The following is a 17278-nucleotide window of genomic DNA, read 5'->3' on the forward strand; positions in this document are numbered from 1 at the left end:
CGGCACGGGGGAGGAAGCGGCCCCGGACGGGCCTGCCCTGGCGTCAGACGGCTATCAGCCGTCCAGGCGCGCGATGAGCAGCTTGCGCTGGAGCATCAGGGCCTCGGGGGCCTTGGTGCCCAACTGCTCGAAGAAGACCTCCTGGCTCTTGAGCTCGGACTTCCACTCGTCCTCCTTGATGGAGGTGGCCTCCTGGACGGCCTCCTCGGACATGTCCAGGCCCTTCAGGTTGAGGCCCTGGTCCTGGCGCGGCACCCAGCCCAGCAGCGTCTCCTGCGTGGGGACGCGGCCCTGGACGCGGTTCACGATCCACTCCAGGACGCGCATGTTCTCGCCGTAGCCCGGCCAGATGAACTTGCCGTTCTTGTCCTGGCGGAACCAGTTGACCTGGAAGATCTTCGGGAGCTGCGGGATGGACTTCTGCATGTCCAGCCAGTGCTGGAGGTAGTCGCCCATGTGGTAGCCGCAGAAGGGCAGCATGGCCATGGGGTCGCGGCGCACGACGCCCACCTTGCCGGTGGCCGCCGCCGTCGTCTCACTGCCCATGGTGGCGCCCAGGAACACGCCGTGGGTCCAGTTGAAGGCCTGGAGCACCAGCGGGACGGTGTTGGAGCGGCGGCCGCCGAAGATGATGGCGCTGATGGGGACGCCCTGGGGGTCGTTCGCCTTGGCGGACAGCACCGGGTTGTTGCTCATGGGCGCGGTGAAGCGGCTGTTCGGGTGCGCCGCCTTCTCCGTGCTGCCCTTCTTCCAGGGCTTGCCCTGCCAGTCGATGAGCTCCTCGGGGACCTCGCCGTCCTTGCCCTCCCACCAGACGTCGCCGTCCGGGGTGAGCGCCACGTTCGTGAAGAGCGTGTCCTTGGAGATGGTCTCCATGGCGTTGGGGTTGGTCTTGTAGTTGGTGCCCGGCACCACGCCGAAGTAGCCGGCCTCCGGGTTGATGGCGTACAGGCGGCCATCCGGACCGGGGCGCATCCAGGCGATGTCGTCGCCGACGGTTTCAATCTTCCAGCCCTGGTACTCCTTGGGCGGGATCATCATGGCGAAGTTCGTCTTGCCGCACGCGGACGGGAAGGCGGCGGCGATGTACGTCGTCTCGCCCTTGGGGGAGGTGACGCCCAGGATGAGCATGTGCTCGGCGAGCCAGCCCTCCTCGCGGCCCAGGTAGCTGCCGATGCGCAGCGCGAGGCATTTCTTCCCGAGCAGCACGTTGCCGCCATAGCCGGAGCCGAAGCTCCAGATGGTGTTGTCCTGGGGGAAGTGGCAGATGTAGCGGCGGTCCGGGTTCACGTCACCCGTGGAGTGCAGGCCGCGGTTGAAGTCGTCGCTGTCGCCCAGCATGTCCAGCGCGGCCTTCCCCATGCGGGTCATGATCCGCATGTTGAGCACCACGTAGTCGCTGTCCGTCAGCTCCACGCCAATCTTCGTGGAGGCGCCGCCCAGCGGGCCCATGGCGTAGGGCACCACGTACATGGTGCGGCCCTTCATGCAGCCTTCGAAGAGCTGGGAGAGCTTCGTGTAGGCGGCCTCCGGCTCCATCCAGTTGTTGGTGGGGCCCGCGTCCGTCTTGTTGGGCGTGCAGATGAACGTGAGGTGCTCGACGCGCGCCACGTCGTTGGGGTTGGAGCGGTGCAGGTAGCAGCCGGGGCGCTTCTGCGGGTTGAGCGGGATGAGCGTGCCGTCCTTCACCGCCTGCTCGGTGAGGCGCTGCTTCTCCGCCTCGGAGCCGTCGCACCAGACGATGCGGTCCGGCTGGGTCATCGCGGCCATCTTGGCCACCCAGGCCAGCAGCGTGGGGTTCTTCGTGGGCGCCTGCTCGGAGGCGGCGGCCGCTTGCGTCGAAGCCATGGAGGTTTCCTCGGGGTGTTTCATGGGTCGGGTCTCCCGCGTTTCGCGACTTCGCGAGGGGGCGAAACCCTACAGCGGAAGGAACACCAAACCTTCTGGACCGGGGCCCCAAAAGCAACTGACGTCCGGCAGTCAACCGGACTTTCGACCGCTTTGGCCTAATTCCACTTATCAGCGCCCGGTCATTCATCAGTAAACGGCGCGGTGCGGCACACGCTGGCAGCGCAGCGCGCCGTGCCCAGGTTGTGGGTGCGCACGCCCGCTCCATGTCCATCGCCCTCGTCCTGGTCATCATCGTCGTCGCCCTGGTCCTCTTTTCCGTGGATTCCATCCCCATCGAGTTCACCTCGCTGGTGGTGGTGTGCCTGCTGGCGCTGTCCGGGGTGCTGACGCCGGCGCAGGCGTTCGAGGGCTTCAGCAACGACACGGTCATCTTCATCTTCACCCTGCTGGCGATGACCCAGGGGCTCGCCGCCACGGGCGTGGTGCAGATGGTGGGGCAGCGGATGGCCTTCTTCGCGCGCTTCGGCCACCAGGCGTTCGTGCTGGCGATGATGGGCGTGGTGGCGGTGTTCTCCGCGTTCATCTCCAACACGGTGACGACGGCGGCCTTCCTGCCGGTGGCCATTGGCGCCGCGCAGCGGGCGAAGGTGCCGCGCAGCAAGGTGCTGCTGCCGCTGGCGTACGCGTCCATGCTGGGCGGCACGGTGCTGCTCTTCGGCACGTCCACGAACCTGGTGGTGTCCGCGGCGCTGAAGCGGCAGGGGATGGCGCCCATTGGCGTGACGGAGCTGGCGCCGGTGGGGCTGCCGGTGGTGCTCATCGGCATCGCGGTGGTGGTGCTCCTGGGGCGGTGGCTCCTGCCCGCGCGCGAGGGCAAGCCGGGCACGGAGGGCTTCACGCTGCGCGACTACCTCACGGAGGCGGTGGTGCCCGGGGACTCGCGCTACGTGGGCCAGCCGCTGTCGGACATCAGCGAAGGCCTGGGCCTGCGCGTGATTGGCGTGGTGCGCGACGGCGAGACCCTGTCCGCGAAGCCCGGGTACGTGCTCACGGGCGACGAGCGGCTGGTGGTGGAGGGCAAGCGCGAGGACATCCTGCGGGTGAAGGACCTGCGGGGCATCGAGCTGCGGCCGGACGTGCGGCTGTCGGACGCGGAGCTGGAGGGGCCGGAGTCGATGCTGGCGGAGGTGGGCGTGCCGCCCGGCAGCCCCCTGGTGGGGCGCAGCCTGAAGGAGACGCTGTTCGTGGAGCGCTTCGGCTTGGTGGCGCTGGGGCTGCACCGCCGGCCCGCCATCCAGCGCAACACCAAGCTGCAGCTCCTGCGGCGCTCGTACCACCACCACTCGCTGTCCACGCTGCCGCTGTCCGTGGGGGACGTGCTGCTCCTGCGCGGGCCCCGGCAGAAGGTGGCGGAGCTGGCCCCGGGCCACACCCTGATGGTGCTGGAGGGCCACGAGTACGAGCCGCCGCGCTACGCGAAGGCGCTGCTCGCGGTGCTCCTCTTCCTGGGGGCGCTGGCGGCGGGCTCGCTGGGCTGGGTGCCGCTGTCGGTGGCGGGGCTCACCGGCATGCTGCTGATGATCGCCACCGGGTGCGTGGACGCGCGCACCGCGTTCCGCGTGGACTGGCGGGTGGTGCTGCTCATCGGCTCCATGATGGCGCTGGGGCTGGCCATGGAGGTGAGCGGCGCGGGGAAGTTCATTGGCGACCACGTGGCCCGGCTGGGCGCGTACGGCGGGCCCCGCGCGGTGCTGGCGCTGCTGATGGTGCTGACCATCCTGCTGTCCGCGCCCATGAGCAACCAGGCCGCGGCGCTGGTGGTGCTGCCGGTGGCGCTCAACGCGGCGGCGCAACTGGGCGTGGACGTGCGCCCCTTCGCCATGGGCATCACGCTGGCGGCGAGCTGCTCCTTCATCACCCCGCTGGAGCCCAGTTGCGTGCTCGTCTACGGGCCCGGGCACTACCGGTTCACCGACTTCTTCCGGCTGGGCACGCCGCTGACCGCGGCGCTGGTGGTGTTCCTGGTGTTCGCCGTGCCCGTGGTGTGGCCGTTCCACGCGTAGGCGCGCGGCGCTTCCTTCAGGGGATGGCGGTCAGTGGATGGCGGCGCGCAGCCCCACGTCCGCGAGCACCCGCGACTCCTGCGCGAGCAGGTACTGCAGGCGCGCGTCCACGGCGGCCTCGTCCCCGTTGGACGCGGTGACGGCCAGGCGGTGGAAGAGGGACTGGTGGCCGTCCTCGGACTGGGCCAGCTCTCCGTAGAAGCGGGCCAGCGCCGGGTCGGTGAGCCCCTCCGCGAGCAGGGACAGCCGCTCGCACGAGCGCGCTTCGATGATGGCGGCGACGAGCAGGCGGTCCACCCGCCGCTCCAGGGCGGGCGTGCGCACGTGCTTCTGCAGCCCCTGGGCGTACGGGTCCCCGGCGTCCTTGGTGAGCGTGAGGCCGCGCGCGGCCATCAGGTCCAGCACGCGCGCCAGGTGGGCGCTCTCCTCGCGGGCCAGGCGCGCCATCTGCGACGGCAGGCCCGGCAGGTCCGGGTAGGCCTGGAGCATGGACAGCGCGTTGGCGGCGGCCTTCTTCTCGCAGTGGGCGTGGTCCACCAGCACGGCGTCGAAGTTCGCCAGCGCCAGCGGCAGCCAGCCGGGGTCGGTGGGCGCGTGGAGGATGACGGGGCCCGCTCCGGAGAGGGGACGGCGGGAGGGCGTGGGGCGGCTGCTCATTTCGGAGGCGGACTGTAGGGCATCCGCCGGGCGCCGCGCGCGGGTGTCGTGCGGCGCCCTCGCGCCCGCTTCCTCCCAGGACATGCCGGCCGCCCGCGCGGTGAGGGGCCGCTCTCCCGCGGCGGGCGCCGGCGTCCACGGCTACAGCGGCGGGTTCGTGCCCTCCTTCGACGCGAGCAGGGTGACCACGTAGTCGTCGCCCTCCTGCGCCTCGTTGGCGATGAAGACGGAGCCCGGCCAGGTGCGCAGCCCGTTCATCAGGAAGGCCCCGTGGTCGGCCTGGGCCCGGTGCACCAGCTCCACGCGGCAGAGCGTGGCGCGGCACTCCAGCGACTTCACGCGCGAGGTGCCAGGCAGGTGCGCGCGGAACGCGTCGTCGAGCGTCCGGGACGCGCGCGCGCTCCAGTCCCCGTCCACCGGCTCCGCGGCGAACGCGTTGAACACGCGCGTGCGCGACTGCTCGAACGAGGCCGGGGGCGGGCGGATGGGCGGAGCCGGGGGCACGTCCTCGCCCGGGTCCTCCGCCGCGGCGGCTGCTCCGGAAGGGGCCGCTTCCGGGGCGCCGGGCCGCGCGTGGGGCGCCGTGGGCGGGCGCGCGGCGTTGGCGGCCCACAGGCGCATCGCGGTCTCCGCGGCGGCGCGCTTCGCGTCGGTGCCCTCGCTGGCGTGGCGCACCTGGGCGCGCAGCTCCTCCATGGCTTCGTCGGAGGCGCGCTGGTGGCCGGCGAGCGTGAGCCCCACGCCCGCGATGGCGGCGGTGTTGACGATGGCGAGGACGGTCTGGAGCCTGGAGGACATGGGGCGCTCGCGGGACTTCGGTGGGAAGAAGCGGACCGCGCGAAGGGGAGGAATGTGAAGCCTTCGCGCGGCCCGCTGTGAGCCGGCAGGCCCGTGCTTCAGTCGATGGTGAAGCCGCCGATGATGCCGCCCGACTGCAGGCCGCAGCGGAAGACGAGGGCGAAGTCCTCCCACACGTAGCGGTCACCCGTGTTGAGGGTCTGCCACGCCATGGGGCCGGCCACCGTGTACGTGGTGGCGCCCACCTGGCCGGCGTTGCCCACGCCGTTGACGGTCTCCGTCTCGCACCAACTGTTGTTGCCGTAGATCTGCACCGTCGTCGGGTGGTAGCCGACCGTCCACATGGGCACGGAGGCGATGGCCAGACGCGTCGTCGTACAGTCGTTGCGGATGCCCGAGTAGCTGTGGACGTTGAAGCACGCCGCGTCGGACGCATACGCGGCCTTGAACGCGATGCCCGGGTAGTACTGCCACGCGGCCGCGGTCCCCGCGCTCAACGCCACCACACCGAACGCGCACACCTTCGCCAACGTCTGGAAACGCTTCATCGAACTGCTCCCGTGGGATGCGGCGGTGATTGGGGCCGCCGGGCACGCGAACGCGCGCCGCGCTCCCAGGGAGCAAGCGCCATGCCCTGGTCCAAGCTGGCGTGTTTTCAATTGTTTACATGTCTTTTTGACAATCCCCGTTGTCCCGGGAGCAACAGGCGGGTGTTGCCTGCGTTGTCCGGGGGGCTACTCCACCAGCACGAGCCGCTGGGTGCGGCCGGCGTGGTAGCCCACCTTGCGCGCGATGCGGGCGGTGCTCTCGTCGCGCTCGTCCACGCGCATGGCCAGCCGGGGCAGCGACGACAGCAGGTGCCGGGAAATCTGTCCCAGGCACAGCGTGGCGTGGCCCTGGCGGCGGCGGGACGGGGGCGTGTACATGCCCTCCAGCTCCGCGCCGAACTGCGAGCGGCAGCCGATGTCCACCTTGAACACCAGCTCGCCGCCCTCCTCCAGCACGTAGGTGCGGCGCTGGCGCACGCGCTGGAGGACGCGGGACTCGTAGTGGGCGGAGTCCTCCGCCAGCGGATCCCGCTCCAGGATTTCGCGCACGTAGCCCTGGGCCAGGGGCAGCAGGCGGGGCACGTCCTCCTCGCGGGCCAGGCGCAGGGTGGGGTTGGTGAAGGGGCCCAGGTCGTCCGCGGAGACGCTGAAAAGCTTCTGGGTGCGGGACAGGCGCGGCTTGCCCTCACAGAGGCTGCGCACCAGCGCGTCCACGGAGGCCTTGTCCCCCACGGTGGCGCGCAGCTTGAGGCTGGGGGCGAGCGCGTCCGCGATGACGCCGGTGACGCTGGCGTCGCTGGCGCTGGGCACCACCAGCCCGCCCTCGCCGCCCACGAAGACGGCCGCGGTGAGCACGCCGCTGTCGAAGCGGCCGTGGAAGGAGAAGGCCGCCTGGCGCTCCGGCGCCGCGATGCCGAACTCCTCCAGCAACCCCAGCAGGTAGAGGTTGTGGATGGGATCCTTCGCCAGGAGCGCGCGCAGGGCGTCCGTGTGGGAAGGCGCGAGCTGTTCGACGGTGACGGGCATGCGCGGGGGCCGAAGGGGGCCTGAACCTTACGCGCAACCCGACCTCACGGGCCAGCGTCCCCAGGCACGGAGAACCGGAAGGGATGCAGCACGGTCGCGGACCCTCCCAGGTGGGGCGCCGGGAAGCGCGCGTCCAGGAGCGAGTCCAGCACGCACGCCTGCACCATGGGGTCCGGGATGGTGCTGGAGACGAGCTCTCCCCGGCGCATCTTCCCCTCGGAGCCCTCGCCCTCCACGGTGAAGCGCAGCTTCACTTCCTGTGTGCCCCGGTTGCGTTGTGCGGCGTCCTGGAAACATTGCTGCACGAGCGGAGTCACGGCCTGGATGGCCAGGCGCAGGTCCTCCGCGTCGATGCGGCCGGAGGACGCCTCCACCACTGGCTCCACCCGCTCCACGCGGAGCGGGTCGGGGGCGTCGGGGTCCTGGCGCGGCGGCGGGGCGCGGGGCGGCGCTCGCGCCGGTGCCACGGGGGGCGGGCGCGGAGGGGTGGGGGGCGCGGGCCGGGGGAGCCCGGGCGCCGGTGCGCTCGTGCCCGGCGGAAGGGCCGGGGGCGGCGCGGCCGGTTCAGTCCGCTCCGGTGCGTCCATGAAGCGCGTCACCCACGCGGCCCCCAGCGCGAACAGCAGGAACAGGCCCAGGCTCAGGCCGGGGATGAGGAGCCAGCGGACGAGGGTGCGGTGCGAGGACGTCATGGGCCGGGAGCCCGCGTGTCATACCCGCCTCCCGGGGGACCGGGAAGCGGGGATGCACGCGAGCGCCCGAGGCTACGGATACACCTCACGCCGCGGGGTCGTGGTCGGCGTCGTCGGAGGCACCACGGCGCCCTCGGCCCGGATGCGCTGCTTGCGGCTGACGCCCAGCGTGGCGCCGAGCACCGACGCGATGAGCCCCAGGAGGAGCCCCGCGAAGATGCCCCAGAAGACGCGGCCGGAGCGGTCCGCCACCTTCAGCGCGCCCTGCTGCGCCTGCTGGCCCACCTCGCTGGCCTTGGCCTTGGCCTGGCTCACGCCCTGGTCCACCTGCTGCTGCACGCGGTCCGCCACCTCCTCCGCGTCCCGGCGCGACAGGTTGGTGTTCTGCGCGATGTTGCTCACCAGCAGCTCACGGTCCATGCGGCCCTGGCGCACGCCCTCCGTGACGATGTCCTTGGTCGCGGCCTCCAACTGGTTCGCGGTGATGGTGGGCTTGCCCTCCTCCCGCAGGCGCTTGTTCACCGGCGCGAGCGCGTCGTTGGCGTCCAGGCCGAACGCCTTCGCGGCCTCACCGCCGCCCGTCACCGCGCCCACGGCCGCGGTGCCGCCCGCGCCCACGGCCGCCTTGCCCACGTTGAACACCGCGCCCACCACGTTGGACACCAGCATGCCCACGACCATGACGCCCAGGAGCGTCGTCAGGCCCCAGAGCACCGCGCCGTGCATGGCGCCCCCGGCCTTGTCCACGATGCCCGCGCTGCGCGCGGCCACCACGCCGCCCACGAACAGCGCCACCAGCGGGACGATGACGCTCCAGATGCCGGTGAAGATGCCCGCGGACTTCGCGCTCGACGCGTCGGCGGGGTTCACCGACGACAGGCCCAGCGCCAGCCCCAGCGTGTAGAGCAATATCCAGACGCCCAGCGCGACGAAGGTGCCACCGAAGATGGCGCCCCAGCTCAGCTTGTACGCACTGCCCGGCACCGCTGGGATGATGCCGGCGCGTTCGCTCTCGACAATGGCTGCCATTGGATTCCACCCTCGCTTCCCGTGTGCCGCCCCGGCCGCGCTCCAACGGCGCGGCCGGGGACGGACGTGTCTGGGTGAAGGTGTGCACCGGGCACGCCCGGGCGTTTCACCGCCTCACGGTCGCCCCGTCCCGGAGGGTGGGGCGGAAGGCCGGGTGCCCTCAGCGCAGGCCGAGTGCGTCGAGGAGCAGTGCCTCGCGCGCCACCACCGGCTCGCGAGGGAGCGCGTCCGTGCGGTAGCGCGCGACGAGCGCGGGCAGGGTCACCGGGCCGCCGTCGCCCAGGCCGCTCCACGCGGCGAGCAGGCCCAGGACGTGCTCGGGAGGCCGGCCGCGCGCCCGCAGCTCCGCGAGCGCGAACGCCCCGTCGCGCTTCGCCAGCCGCTTGCCGTCCTCGCCCATCACCAGCGGCACGTGGAGGAACGCGGGCGCGGCCAGGCCCAGCGCGGCGTAGAGCTGGAGCTGCCGGGGCGTGGAGGGCAGCAGGTCGTCCCCGCGCAGCACGTGGGTGATGCGGCTGGCCGCGTCGTCCACCACCACCGCGAGCTGGTAGCTGGCCACGCCGTCGTTGCGGCGCACCACGAAGTCTCCCACCAGCGCCTGCACGTCCTGGGCGTACGGGCCCATGAGCTCGTCCACGAAGCGCACCTCGCCCGCGCGCGCGCAGAAGCGGTACGCGGGGGCGCGCGTGCGGGCGCGCTCCGAAACCTGCGCGGCGGTGAGGTGCGCGCAGGTGCCGGGGTAGCGCGGGCCCTCGTCGGACAGGCCGTGGGGGGCGCTCGCCGCGCGGGCGATCTCCGCGCGCGTGCAGAAGCACGGGTAGATGAGCCCCTCGCGCGCGAGCTTTTCCTGGGCCTCGCGGTAGACGCCGTCGCGCTCGCTCTGGATGAGCGGCGGCTCGTCCCAGTCCAGGCCCAGCCAGCGCAGGTCCTCGTAGAGGTCCTGGAGGAACTGGGGGCGGCACCTCGCGCGGTCCAGGTCCTCGATGCGCAGCAGGAACGCGCCGCCCGCGGCCCGCGCCTGGAGCCAGCCCAGGAGCGCGCTTCTCACGTTGCCCAGGTGCATGCGGCCGGTGGGGCTGGGGGCGAAGCGTCCTCGCATCGTGGCGGCAACCATAACTTCCCCGCCCGCTTTCGCGCGCTGGGAGAGAATGCCCCGCCGCCTCCTCCCGTTCCCAGGGTGTGACCTCCTCCATGCGCTTCCTGCACTGCTCCGACGTCCACATCACCGAGGACTACTTCGCCCTGCCGCTGCGCAAGCTGGGCTGGCGCCGCTGGGTGGCGCTCGTGGAGTTGACGGCGGGAGGCCGGGCGAAGGCCTACCGGAACGCGCAGGCCACGCTGTCCACCATCGCCCGCGAGGCGGGCACGCACGGCGTGGACCACTTCATCCTCTCCGGCGACCTCACCGCCTACGCGTTGGAGGGTGAGTTCCGCGCCGCCCGCGCCGCGCTGTCGCCGCTGGCCCCCACGCCCGCGCGCTGCACCGTCATCCCCGGCAACCACGACGTCTTCACCCCCGGCGCCGCGCGGGAGGGCCGCTTCGCCCGGCACTTCGGGGACCTGCTCGGCAGCGACCTGCCGGAGTACCGCCGCGAGGGCGCGTTCCCCTTCGTGCGGCTGGTGGGGGAGGGGGCCGCGGTGGTGGGCCTGTGCTCCGCGCGCCCGCTGCCCACGCCCGGCCTGTCCTACGGCACCGTGGGCCCCGCGCAGCTCGAAGGCCTGGCGGCCCTGCTGAAGGACGCACGGCTGGACGGCCGCGCCATCCTGGTGGTGGTGCACCACGCGCCGCGCGGCGCCGCGAACCACGCGGACGGCTGGCACCACGGCCTGCATGACGCGGACGCGCTGCTGAAGCTGCTGCCGGGCCCGCGCTTCGCGGTGCTCCACGGCCACATCCACCAGCGCTACCACCACCCGGCCACGGCGGACCGGCCCCACCTGTTCGGCGCGGGCTCCTCCACCCAGGCGGGGAAGGAGGGCTACTGGCTCATCGAGGTCCAGGACGGCGTCGTCGTGGGCGGGACGAAGCACGTGCCCGCGCTGTGACACTTCTCCCGGGCGGCGGTACAAGGGGCGCACATGACCCCGGCGCCCCCGTCCCCACCCGTTGAGTTGTCCCTGGAGGAGTACCGCTACCTGCGGCACCTGGGACGCGTCACGGACGACCTCCTGGAGGAGAGCCTGCGGGAGCGCGAGACGCTCACCCAGTGCTTCCGGCGCTGCTTCCCCACGCTGCTGACGCTGCTGGGCGCGCGCGCCATCGCCGTCACCACGCGCGACGAGGAGCTGGTGGAGCAGACCTGGAGCGAGGGCGACTGGGGCGGCGTCTTCGCCGGGAGTCTGCTGGCGGGGCCCATGGGGCTGAGCGTCCACGACACGGGCACGCTGCTCACCCAGACGCTGGACGTGGCGGGCTCACCGGTGGGCACGCTGGGCGTGCTCTTCGCGGGGCCGCCCGGCGACGCGGGCACCACCGCGAAGCGCGTGCGCGCGCTGGACGTGGTGGCGGAGGAGCTGGACACGGTGCTGATGCTGGTCCACACCGCGTCGGAGAAGCACCAGCTCATCCTCCAGTGCAACGAGCACCTGGCCAACCCCGTCTTCGAGGCGGGCATGGACCACGCGGTGCGCACGCTGGCGCAGCGGGTGCGGCTGCCGGGCTTCCTCCTCCTGTACCGCGACGCCGTGCAGCCGCACGTGCTGCACTACCGCACGTACCGGCACGGGCAGTTGGAGTACGAGAGCGGAGATCAGCCCGGCTCTCAGTTGGAGGCGCTGGTGCACCAGCACGGCACGCGGCTGCTGCACGGGGACGCGGGCGTGCTCAAGCGCCTGTTCGACGGGCGCACCACGGAGGCCGTCCTCATCTCCGCGGCCACGCGCAGCGAGCCCCTGGGCAAGATTGTCGTCTGGAGCAACGAGGGCTTCTCCGCGTACGCGATGGACCTCATCCGCGTGCTGGCCTCCACGCTGAGCCAGCGCCTGCTGGACTACAACCGCGAGCGCATCCACCTGTCGCAGTTCTTCCCCACGGTGGCCATCGACGCGCTGCTGGAGGACCCGGACTACGCGCGGCACCTGCGCGCGCAGGAGCAGGAGGTGGGCATCCTGTTCGCGGACATCAACGGCTTCACCCGCATCTGCGAGCAGGGCTTCGACAGCCCGCGCAGCATCGGCCGCTTCGTGGACGAGTGGAGCGCGCGCGCCGTGGACTGCATCTGGGCCCACGGCGGCGTCTTCGACAAGATGGTGGGCGACTGCGTCATCGGCCTCTTCGGGCCGCCCTTCTTCCAGACGGACCGCGTGCGCCGCGCGGAGGCCGCCGTGCGCGCGGCGCAGGACATCCAGGCCTTCACCGCGGAGCTGAGCGGACGCGAAGAGGTGGCCGCGCTGTGCCAGCGGGTGAAGCTGCCGGGCCTGGGCGTGGCGGTGGGCGTGAACCTGGCCACCGCGAACTGCGGCCTCTTCGGGCCCAACCGCAACTACACGGCCTTCTCCAGCGGCATGAACCAGGCCGCGCGCCTGCAGTCGCTGGCGGGCTTCCGCGAGACGCTGGTGATGGAGAGCGTGCACGAGGCGCTGAAGCAGTCCCAGGAGCCCTTCGTGCGCAAGCTCCAGTTCGGCCCCCTCACGGAGACGCCGGTGAAGAACGTGGCGCAGCCGCTGCGGCACTACCGGCTGGCGCCGTAGCCGTCAGGCCAGCAGGTGCGTGCCCGCGTAGCGCCGCGAGAAGTGGATCCACCGGCGCTCGTCCACCTCCACCTGCCACTCGCTGTTGGGCGTCAGCGGCAGGCGCTGCTTGAGGAAGCTCTCCAGGTGGTCCGCCGCCTTGAGCGGCGTGAGCCCCGGCGCGCGGAACGCGATGTGGAGCGTCACGTCCAGCGACGGCGCCACGTCCACCGACGCGCAGATGCGCAGCGGGCCCACGCGCCGCTGGTATTGGGTGTCCGGTGCCGGCCACGTCGCGGAGCCCTCGGGCTGCGGGTGCGCCTGCTCGAGCCAGTTGTCGGGGATCAGGATGAAGTCGAGCAGGTTCCTGCTCGCCTCTTCCACCGTGCCGTGCTCCTGGATGGAAAGCATTGCCCACCTCCGCCAGAGAAGCCGTTGGGGTTGCGTGGAAGCCGTCTTGAAGAATGTGCCCACGAGCCCATGCCATGCAAGGGCCCACGAACATCCGCTTGCCGCCCACACCTCGCTACGCACGTGCGGGCGGGCTGGATGCTAGCGCTTCAGGGTGACACGTCAGGTTGGGGGGTGTTCCGCGCGACCCCGCACGTTGCTCAGGAAGCGACGGGAAGGGAGCGGCGGGGCTTGCGCTCCACGGCGGCCTTGAGCTGGCCGCAGCCCGCGTCAATGTCGATGCCGCGACGTTGGCGCACCGTGCTGGGCACGCCGTGCGACGTGAGCACGTCCTGGAAGGCGCGCACCGCGTCGGGGACGCTGGGGCCGCCGTCGTAGCCCACGGTGGGGTTGAGCGGGATGACGTTCACGTGCGCGTCCATCCCGTGCAGGAGCCGCCCCAGCGTGTGCGCGTGCTCCGCGGTGTCGTTGCGGCCGGAGATGAGCGTCCACTCGAAGAAGATGCGGCGCTTGCGCTTCGCGACGTAGTAGCGGCACGCGTCCATCAGCTCGTTCAGCGGCCAGCGGCGGCCCGCGGGCACCAGCGCGGCGCGCTCCGCGTCCGTGGCGCCGTGGAGGCTCACCGCGAGCTGCACCGGGCGCGCCTCGTCCGCCAGCCGGAGGATGCCGGGCACCACGCCCACGGTGGACAGGGTGATGAAGCGCGGCGCCAGCGCCAGGCCCTTGGGGTCCACGAGGATGTCCACCGCGGCCAGGGTGTGCTCGTAGTTGTGCAGGGGCTCGCCCATGCCCATGAGCACGATGTTGCGCAAGCTCTCACCCTGCGCGCGCAGGAGGCGCGTGACGTGGAGCACCTGTCCCACGATCTCGCCCGGCGTCAGGTGGCGTGACAGCCCCATCTGCCCGGTGGCGCAGAAGACGCAGCCCATGGCGCACCCGGCCTGCGTGCTCACGCACACGGTGGCGCGGCCCTTGAAGCGCATCAGCACCGTCTCAATGGTCTGCGCGTCGTGCAGGCGCAGGAGCAGCTTGTGGGTGAGCCCGTCGCTGCTGAAGCTCTCGTGGTGCGTGGCGAGCGCCCCCAGGTGCGCCCGCTCCTGGAGCACGGCCTGGAGGTCCGGGCGCAGCCCCGTCACCTCGCCCAGCGCGGTGACGCCGTCGCGGTACAGGCCCGTCCACACGCGCTCGCGGTACTGGGGGCTGAAGCCCCAGCCGGCGAGCCGCGCGTCCAGCTCGGGGCGGGTCAGGTCGTGGAGGTTGACGGTGGCGTCCGGCATGACGGGGCCTGGGATAACACACCCGGCGCGGGCGCACCCGGGTCCGCCGGCCTGGGGGGCGGACAGGGGGGCGTGGGTCCGGGTGGGGGCCCCGGCACCTTGCGGCGTCCAGCGGCTGACACCGCGCGTGCCGGGGCCGCGCGTCGTGGCAATCGTGGAGGGCCTATGGGACTGGCCATCCAGCAGGAGGAGTTCACGCCGGAGGAGCACACGCGGTTCGTGGCGCGGCTCGCGGAGAGCCTGGAGGCGCTGCGCCAGGTGCTCCGGCGTCCCGGCTTCGGCGTGGGGCCCGCGACGATGGGCGCGGAGCTGGAGGTGGCGCTGGTGGACGGCGCGGGCTCGCCGCTGCCGGTGAACCAGCAGGTGCTGGCGAAGTCGAAGGACGACCGGCTGACGCTGGAGCTCAACCGCTTCAACATGGAGATGAACCTGCGCCCCTCGCTGCTCGCGGGGCGGCCCTTCACCGGGCTCCAGGCCCAGTTGGACGACGTGCTGGCGGAGCTGAAGCGCGCGGCGGCGACGGAGGGCGCGCGCGTGGCGGCGGTGGGCATCCTGCCCACGCTGCGGCAGGCGGACCTGGGGAGGAACGCGCTCACGCCGCAGCCGCGCTACCGGGCGCTGGCCGCGGCCATCCGCAAGCGGCGCGACGGACCCTTCCAGGTGGCCATCGCGGGCGACGACACGCTCCACCTCACCTGGGAGGACGTGACGCTGGAGGGGGCGAACACGTCGCTCCAGTTCCACCTGCGCGTGGCCCCGGAGGACTTCGCGCGCGTGTACAACGCCGCGCAGCTCGCCACCGGGCCGGTGCTGGCCGCGTGCGGCAACTCGCCGGTGTTCCTGGGCAAGCGGCTGTGGGAGGAGACGCGCGTGGCGCTCTTCCAGCAGGCCACCGACGACCGGAGCGACAGCGACGAGGCCGCGCACCTGCACCCGCGCGTGACGTTCGGCCATGGCTGGGTGCGCGAGGGGGCGCACGAGCTGTTCGCGGAGGCGGTGGCGCTCTACCCGGCGCTCCTGCCGGTGATGGGACGGGAGTCCCCGCTGGAGGTGGTGGCCGCCGGGGGCCTGCCGAAGCTGGAGGAGCTGCGGCTGCACCAGGGCACGGTCTGGTCGTGGAACCGGGCCGTCTATGATCCGCACGGCGAAGGCCACGTGCGCATCGAGTTCCGCGCGCTGCCGTCCGGCCCCACGCCGGTGGACATGGTGGCCAACGGCGCGTTCCTGCTGGGGCTGACGCTGGGGCTCGCGGAGCGGGTGGACGCGCTCCTGCCGGCGCTGCCCTTCTGGCAGGCGCGGCGCAACTTCAAGCAGGCGGCGCACCACGGCCTGGGCGCGGCGCTGCTGTGGCCGGCGGAGACCGCGCCCAGCCCCCGGGTGCTGCCGGCGGTGGAGCTGGTGAAGCAGCTCCTGCCGGTGGCGAGGCGCGGGCTGGTGGAGGCCGGGGTGGACGTGGCGGAGGCGGAGGGGCTGCTGGACATCATCGCCCGGCGCGTGGCGCTCCAGCGGACCGGGGCGCGCTGGCAGCGGGCGGTGCTGGAGCGGCTGGAGGCCCACATGCCCCGGCAGGACGCGCTGGCGGCCATGCTGGAGCGCTACCTGGAGCTGTCCGACGAGGGGCTGCCCGTGCACACCTGGCCGGTGGAGCGCTGACGGCTCCGGAGCTTGGGGGCCCTTGTCGGGACGGGGCCGTCGCGGTGAATAATCCGGCCATCCTGAAGGTCAGCTTGCGAGGCCTCGTGCCTCGCGCTGAAGGGTGCCGTTCCCGTGATCGCCTCGCTCCTCGCATCGTTCCGCTCCGGCGCCCGCCGGAGGTCCTTCCTCGTGCCGGCGCTCCTGTGCGCGGGTGTCCTGTCCGCGTGCTCGACCACCCGGGGCCACGCCAACGACCTGGCGGAGAAGGGCCGCTTCGTCGAGGCGGCCGAGGTCTACGTGAAGCTCGTCAATGACGAGCCCAACAACCCGGAGTACCGCGCGTCGCTGGAGGACCTGCGCTGGCGCGGCCTGTCCCAGTTGCTCACCCAGGCGCGGCAGGCGCGGGTGGAGGGGCGGGACGAGGACGCGGAGGCGAACCTGGAGCAGTTCTTCACGTACAAGGTGAAGTGGAACTCCAAGCTGGATGGCGGCATGGAGAGCTCGCTCCTGGAGGAGATGGCGGGCACGCACCGGCACCTGCGCCAGCTCATCATCGAGCAGGCGAAGCGGGGCCACGCGCTGACGGCGGAGACGCACCTGGACCGCAAGCGCGCGCTCCTGGCCCACCCGGAGATGGCGCCCATCCGCCGCGACATGGAGGAGGCGGTGGCGCAGGGCGGCGCGGCGACGTGCGCGAACCTGAAGCAGTCGCTGTCCGGCGGCGCGCAGCACTGGGCGGAGCTGGTGTCGCGCTACTGCGGGCACTACCAGCAGCCCGCGCCCCGCGCGGGGATGTTCCCGGAGGCGCTGGGCGTGCCCACGTGGCAGGTGTCCGTGGATGGCATCAGCAATGACGTCGTGCAGTACCTGGTGACGCGGCTGTCGGGCGCGTTCGAGGCCTCGCCCTGGTACTCGGAGGCGTCCCAGCGCCACGCGCCGATGACCATCGCGGGGAGCCTGAGCGAGCGGCGCATCAGCGAGCCGGTGACGCTGACGGCGCCGTGGACGGAGCGCGTGCCGTACACGGACCACGAGGACCGCACCGCGACGGCGGAGGTGCCGTACACGGTGGAGGAGTCCTACGAGGACAAGGGCGTGATGAAGAAGCGCCTCGTCCAGCAGAAGAAGACGGTCGAGTACAAGACGACGGTGGAGGTGACGAAGTACCGCGACGTGTCGCGCTCGTTCGACTACCACGCGCAGCGGCGGGGCGTGGAGTACCACTTCGCGGTGGTGGCCCAGGGCATCCTCCAGGAGCGGCACGCGCCGCTGGCGGTGAAGGCGGAGCGGTCCCTGGAGGCCTCCGGCTACGAGCACAACATCACCTTCGACCCCGGCGGCGTGCGGCCCCAGCGGTTCGAGCGGCCCGACAAGGAGGGCTGGCTGGACGGCCAACTGCGCGGCTACGAGCAGACCTTCTTCGCCTCGCTCATGTCGCGCTGGCAGGACGCGTTCTGCGCCGCGCCCGCCTTCGCGGTGGAGGACGCGGCCCGCTGCGCGCGAGGCGGACAGGAGCTGCCCGGCCCCGCGAAGCAGGCCCTGATGGACACGCTGGGCGACGACGCGGCGCAGGTGCACCGGCTGTTCGTCTGGAACTGAAGGCGCGCGGCGCCGGGAGCCGG

General features: G+C 72.2%; 15 protein-coding genes. 5 read left to right on the forward strand and 10 right to left on the reverse strand.

The genetic code is table 11. From position 1 onward, the window contains the following. Positions 1-54 precede the first annotated feature (54 nt). Positions 55-1848, reverse strand: a complete 1794-nt coding sequence (locus K8612_RS22535) for a phosphoenolpyruvate carboxykinase (GTP) (protein WP_223763810.1) — start codon at positions 1846-1848, stop codon at positions 55-57. Positions 1849-2036: 188 nt separating this feature from the next. Between K8612_RS22535 and K8612_RS22540 the strand changes: the two genes are divergently transcribed. Next, the gene (locus K8612_RS22540) at positions 2037-3914 is read left to right on the forward strand and encodes an SLC13 family permease (RefSeq protein WP_223763828.1); all 1878 of its coding nucleotides are present in this window, start codon (positions 2037-2039) and stop codon (positions 3912-3914) included. Between the two features lie 30 nt (positions 3915-3944). Here the strand turns inward: K8612_RS22540 and K8612_RS22545 are convergent, their stop codons facing one another. The 7 genes from K8612_RS22545 to gluQRS form a co-directional block, all read right to left on the reverse strand. Next, entirely contained in the window at positions 3945-4571 is a 627-nt protein-coding gene (locus tag K8612_RS22545) for a tRNA-(ms[2]io[6]A)-hydroxylase (RefSeq protein ID WP_223763811.1), read from the reverse strand. A gap of 141 nt (positions 4572-4712) precedes the next feature. Continuing rightward, positions 4713-5369, reverse strand: a complete 657-nt coding sequence (locus K8612_RS22550; protein ID WP_223763812.1) for a hypothetical protein — start codon at positions 5367-5369, stop codon at positions 4713-4715. Between the two features lie 98 nt (positions 5370-5467). Continuing rightward, the gene (locus K8612_RS22555; RefSeq protein ID WP_223740547.1) at positions 5468-5917 is read right to left on the reverse strand and encodes a hypothetical protein; all 450 of its coding nucleotides are present in this window, start codon (positions 5915-5917) and stop codon (positions 5468-5470) included. 186 nt (positions 5918-6103) lie between these two features. Then, positions 6104-6943, reverse strand: a complete 840-nt coding sequence (locus tag K8612_RS22560; protein WP_223763813.1) for a DUF4081 domain-containing protein — start codon at positions 6941-6943, stop codon at positions 6104-6106. A gap of 44 nt (positions 6944-6987) precedes the next feature. Beyond that, positions 6988-7635: an AgmX/PglI C-terminal domain-containing protein gene (locus tag K8612_RS22565; RefSeq protein WP_223763814.1), complete on the reverse strand. Its 648-nt coding sequence runs from the start codon at positions 7633-7635 to the stop codon at positions 6988-6990. Between the two features lie 72 nt (positions 7636-7707). After that, positions 7708-8664 carry a hypothetical protein gene (locus tag K8612_RS22570; protein WP_223763815.1) on the reverse strand — a complete coding sequence of 319 codons (957 nt, stop codon included), beginning with the start codon at positions 8662-8664 and terminating at the stop codon, positions 7708-7710. Between the two features lie 160 nt (positions 8665-8824). Continuing rightward, complete coding sequence (gluQRS, locus tag K8612_RS22575; protein WP_255672007.1) at positions 8825-9763, reverse strand: tRNA glutamyl-Q(34) synthetase GluQRS; 939 nt, start codon at positions 9761-9763, stop codon at positions 8825-8827. A gap of 92 nt (positions 9764-9855) precedes the next feature. On the opposite strand from gluQRS, the gene K8612_RS22580 reads away from it, so the two are divergent. Continuing rightward, a complete protein-coding gene (locus tag K8612_RS22580) occupies positions 9856-10710 on the forward strand; it encodes a metallophosphoesterase (protein WP_223763817.1) in 855 nt (284 codons plus the stop codon). A 33-nt stretch (positions 10711-10743) separates the two neighbouring features. Then, on the forward strand, positions 10744-12354 hold the full coding sequence (locus K8612_RS22585) for an adenylate/guanylate cyclase domain-containing protein (protein ID WP_223740541.1): 1611 nt from the start codon (positions 10744-10746) through the stop codon (positions 12352-12354). A gap of 3 nt (positions 12355-12357) precedes the next feature. Here K8612_RS22585 and K8612_RS22590 read toward each other — a convergent pair whose 3' ends face one another. Together K8612_RS22590 and rlmN are read right to left on the reverse strand one after the other, a co-directional pair. Then, the gene (locus K8612_RS22590; protein WP_223740540.1) at positions 12358-12744 is read right to left on the reverse strand and encodes a hypothetical protein; all 387 of its coding nucleotides are present in this window, start codon (positions 12742-12744) and stop codon (positions 12358-12360) included. Between the two features lie 200 nt (positions 12745-12944). After that, positions 12945-14021, reverse strand: coding sequence for a 23S rRNA (adenine(2503)-C(2))-methyltransferase RlmN (gene rlmN, locus K8612_RS22595; protein ID WP_223763818.1), 1077 nt, complete (start codon positions 14019-14021; stop codon positions 12945-12947). Between the two features lie 165 nt (positions 14022-14186). On the opposite strand from rlmN, the gene K8612_RS22600 reads away from it, so the two are divergent. Together K8612_RS22600 and K8612_RS22605 are read left to right on the forward strand one after the other, a co-directional pair. After that, on the forward strand, positions 14187-15674 hold the full coding sequence (locus K8612_RS22600; protein WP_223740538.1) for a glutamate--cysteine ligase: 1488 nt from the start codon (positions 14187-14189) through the stop codon (positions 15672-15674). 114 nt (positions 15675-15788) lie between these two features. Further along, the gene (locus K8612_RS22605; protein WP_223763819.1) at positions 15789-17255 is read left to right on the forward strand and encodes a hypothetical protein; all 1467 of its coding nucleotides are present in this window, start codon (positions 15789-15791) and stop codon (positions 17253-17255) included. The last annotated feature ends 23 nt before the right edge of the window (positions 17256-17278 follow it).

It is taken from the genome of Corallococcus sp. AS-1-6, from assembly GCF_020037015.1.
GTDB lineage: Bacteria > Myxococcota > Myxococcia > Myxococcales > Myxococcaceae > Corallococcus.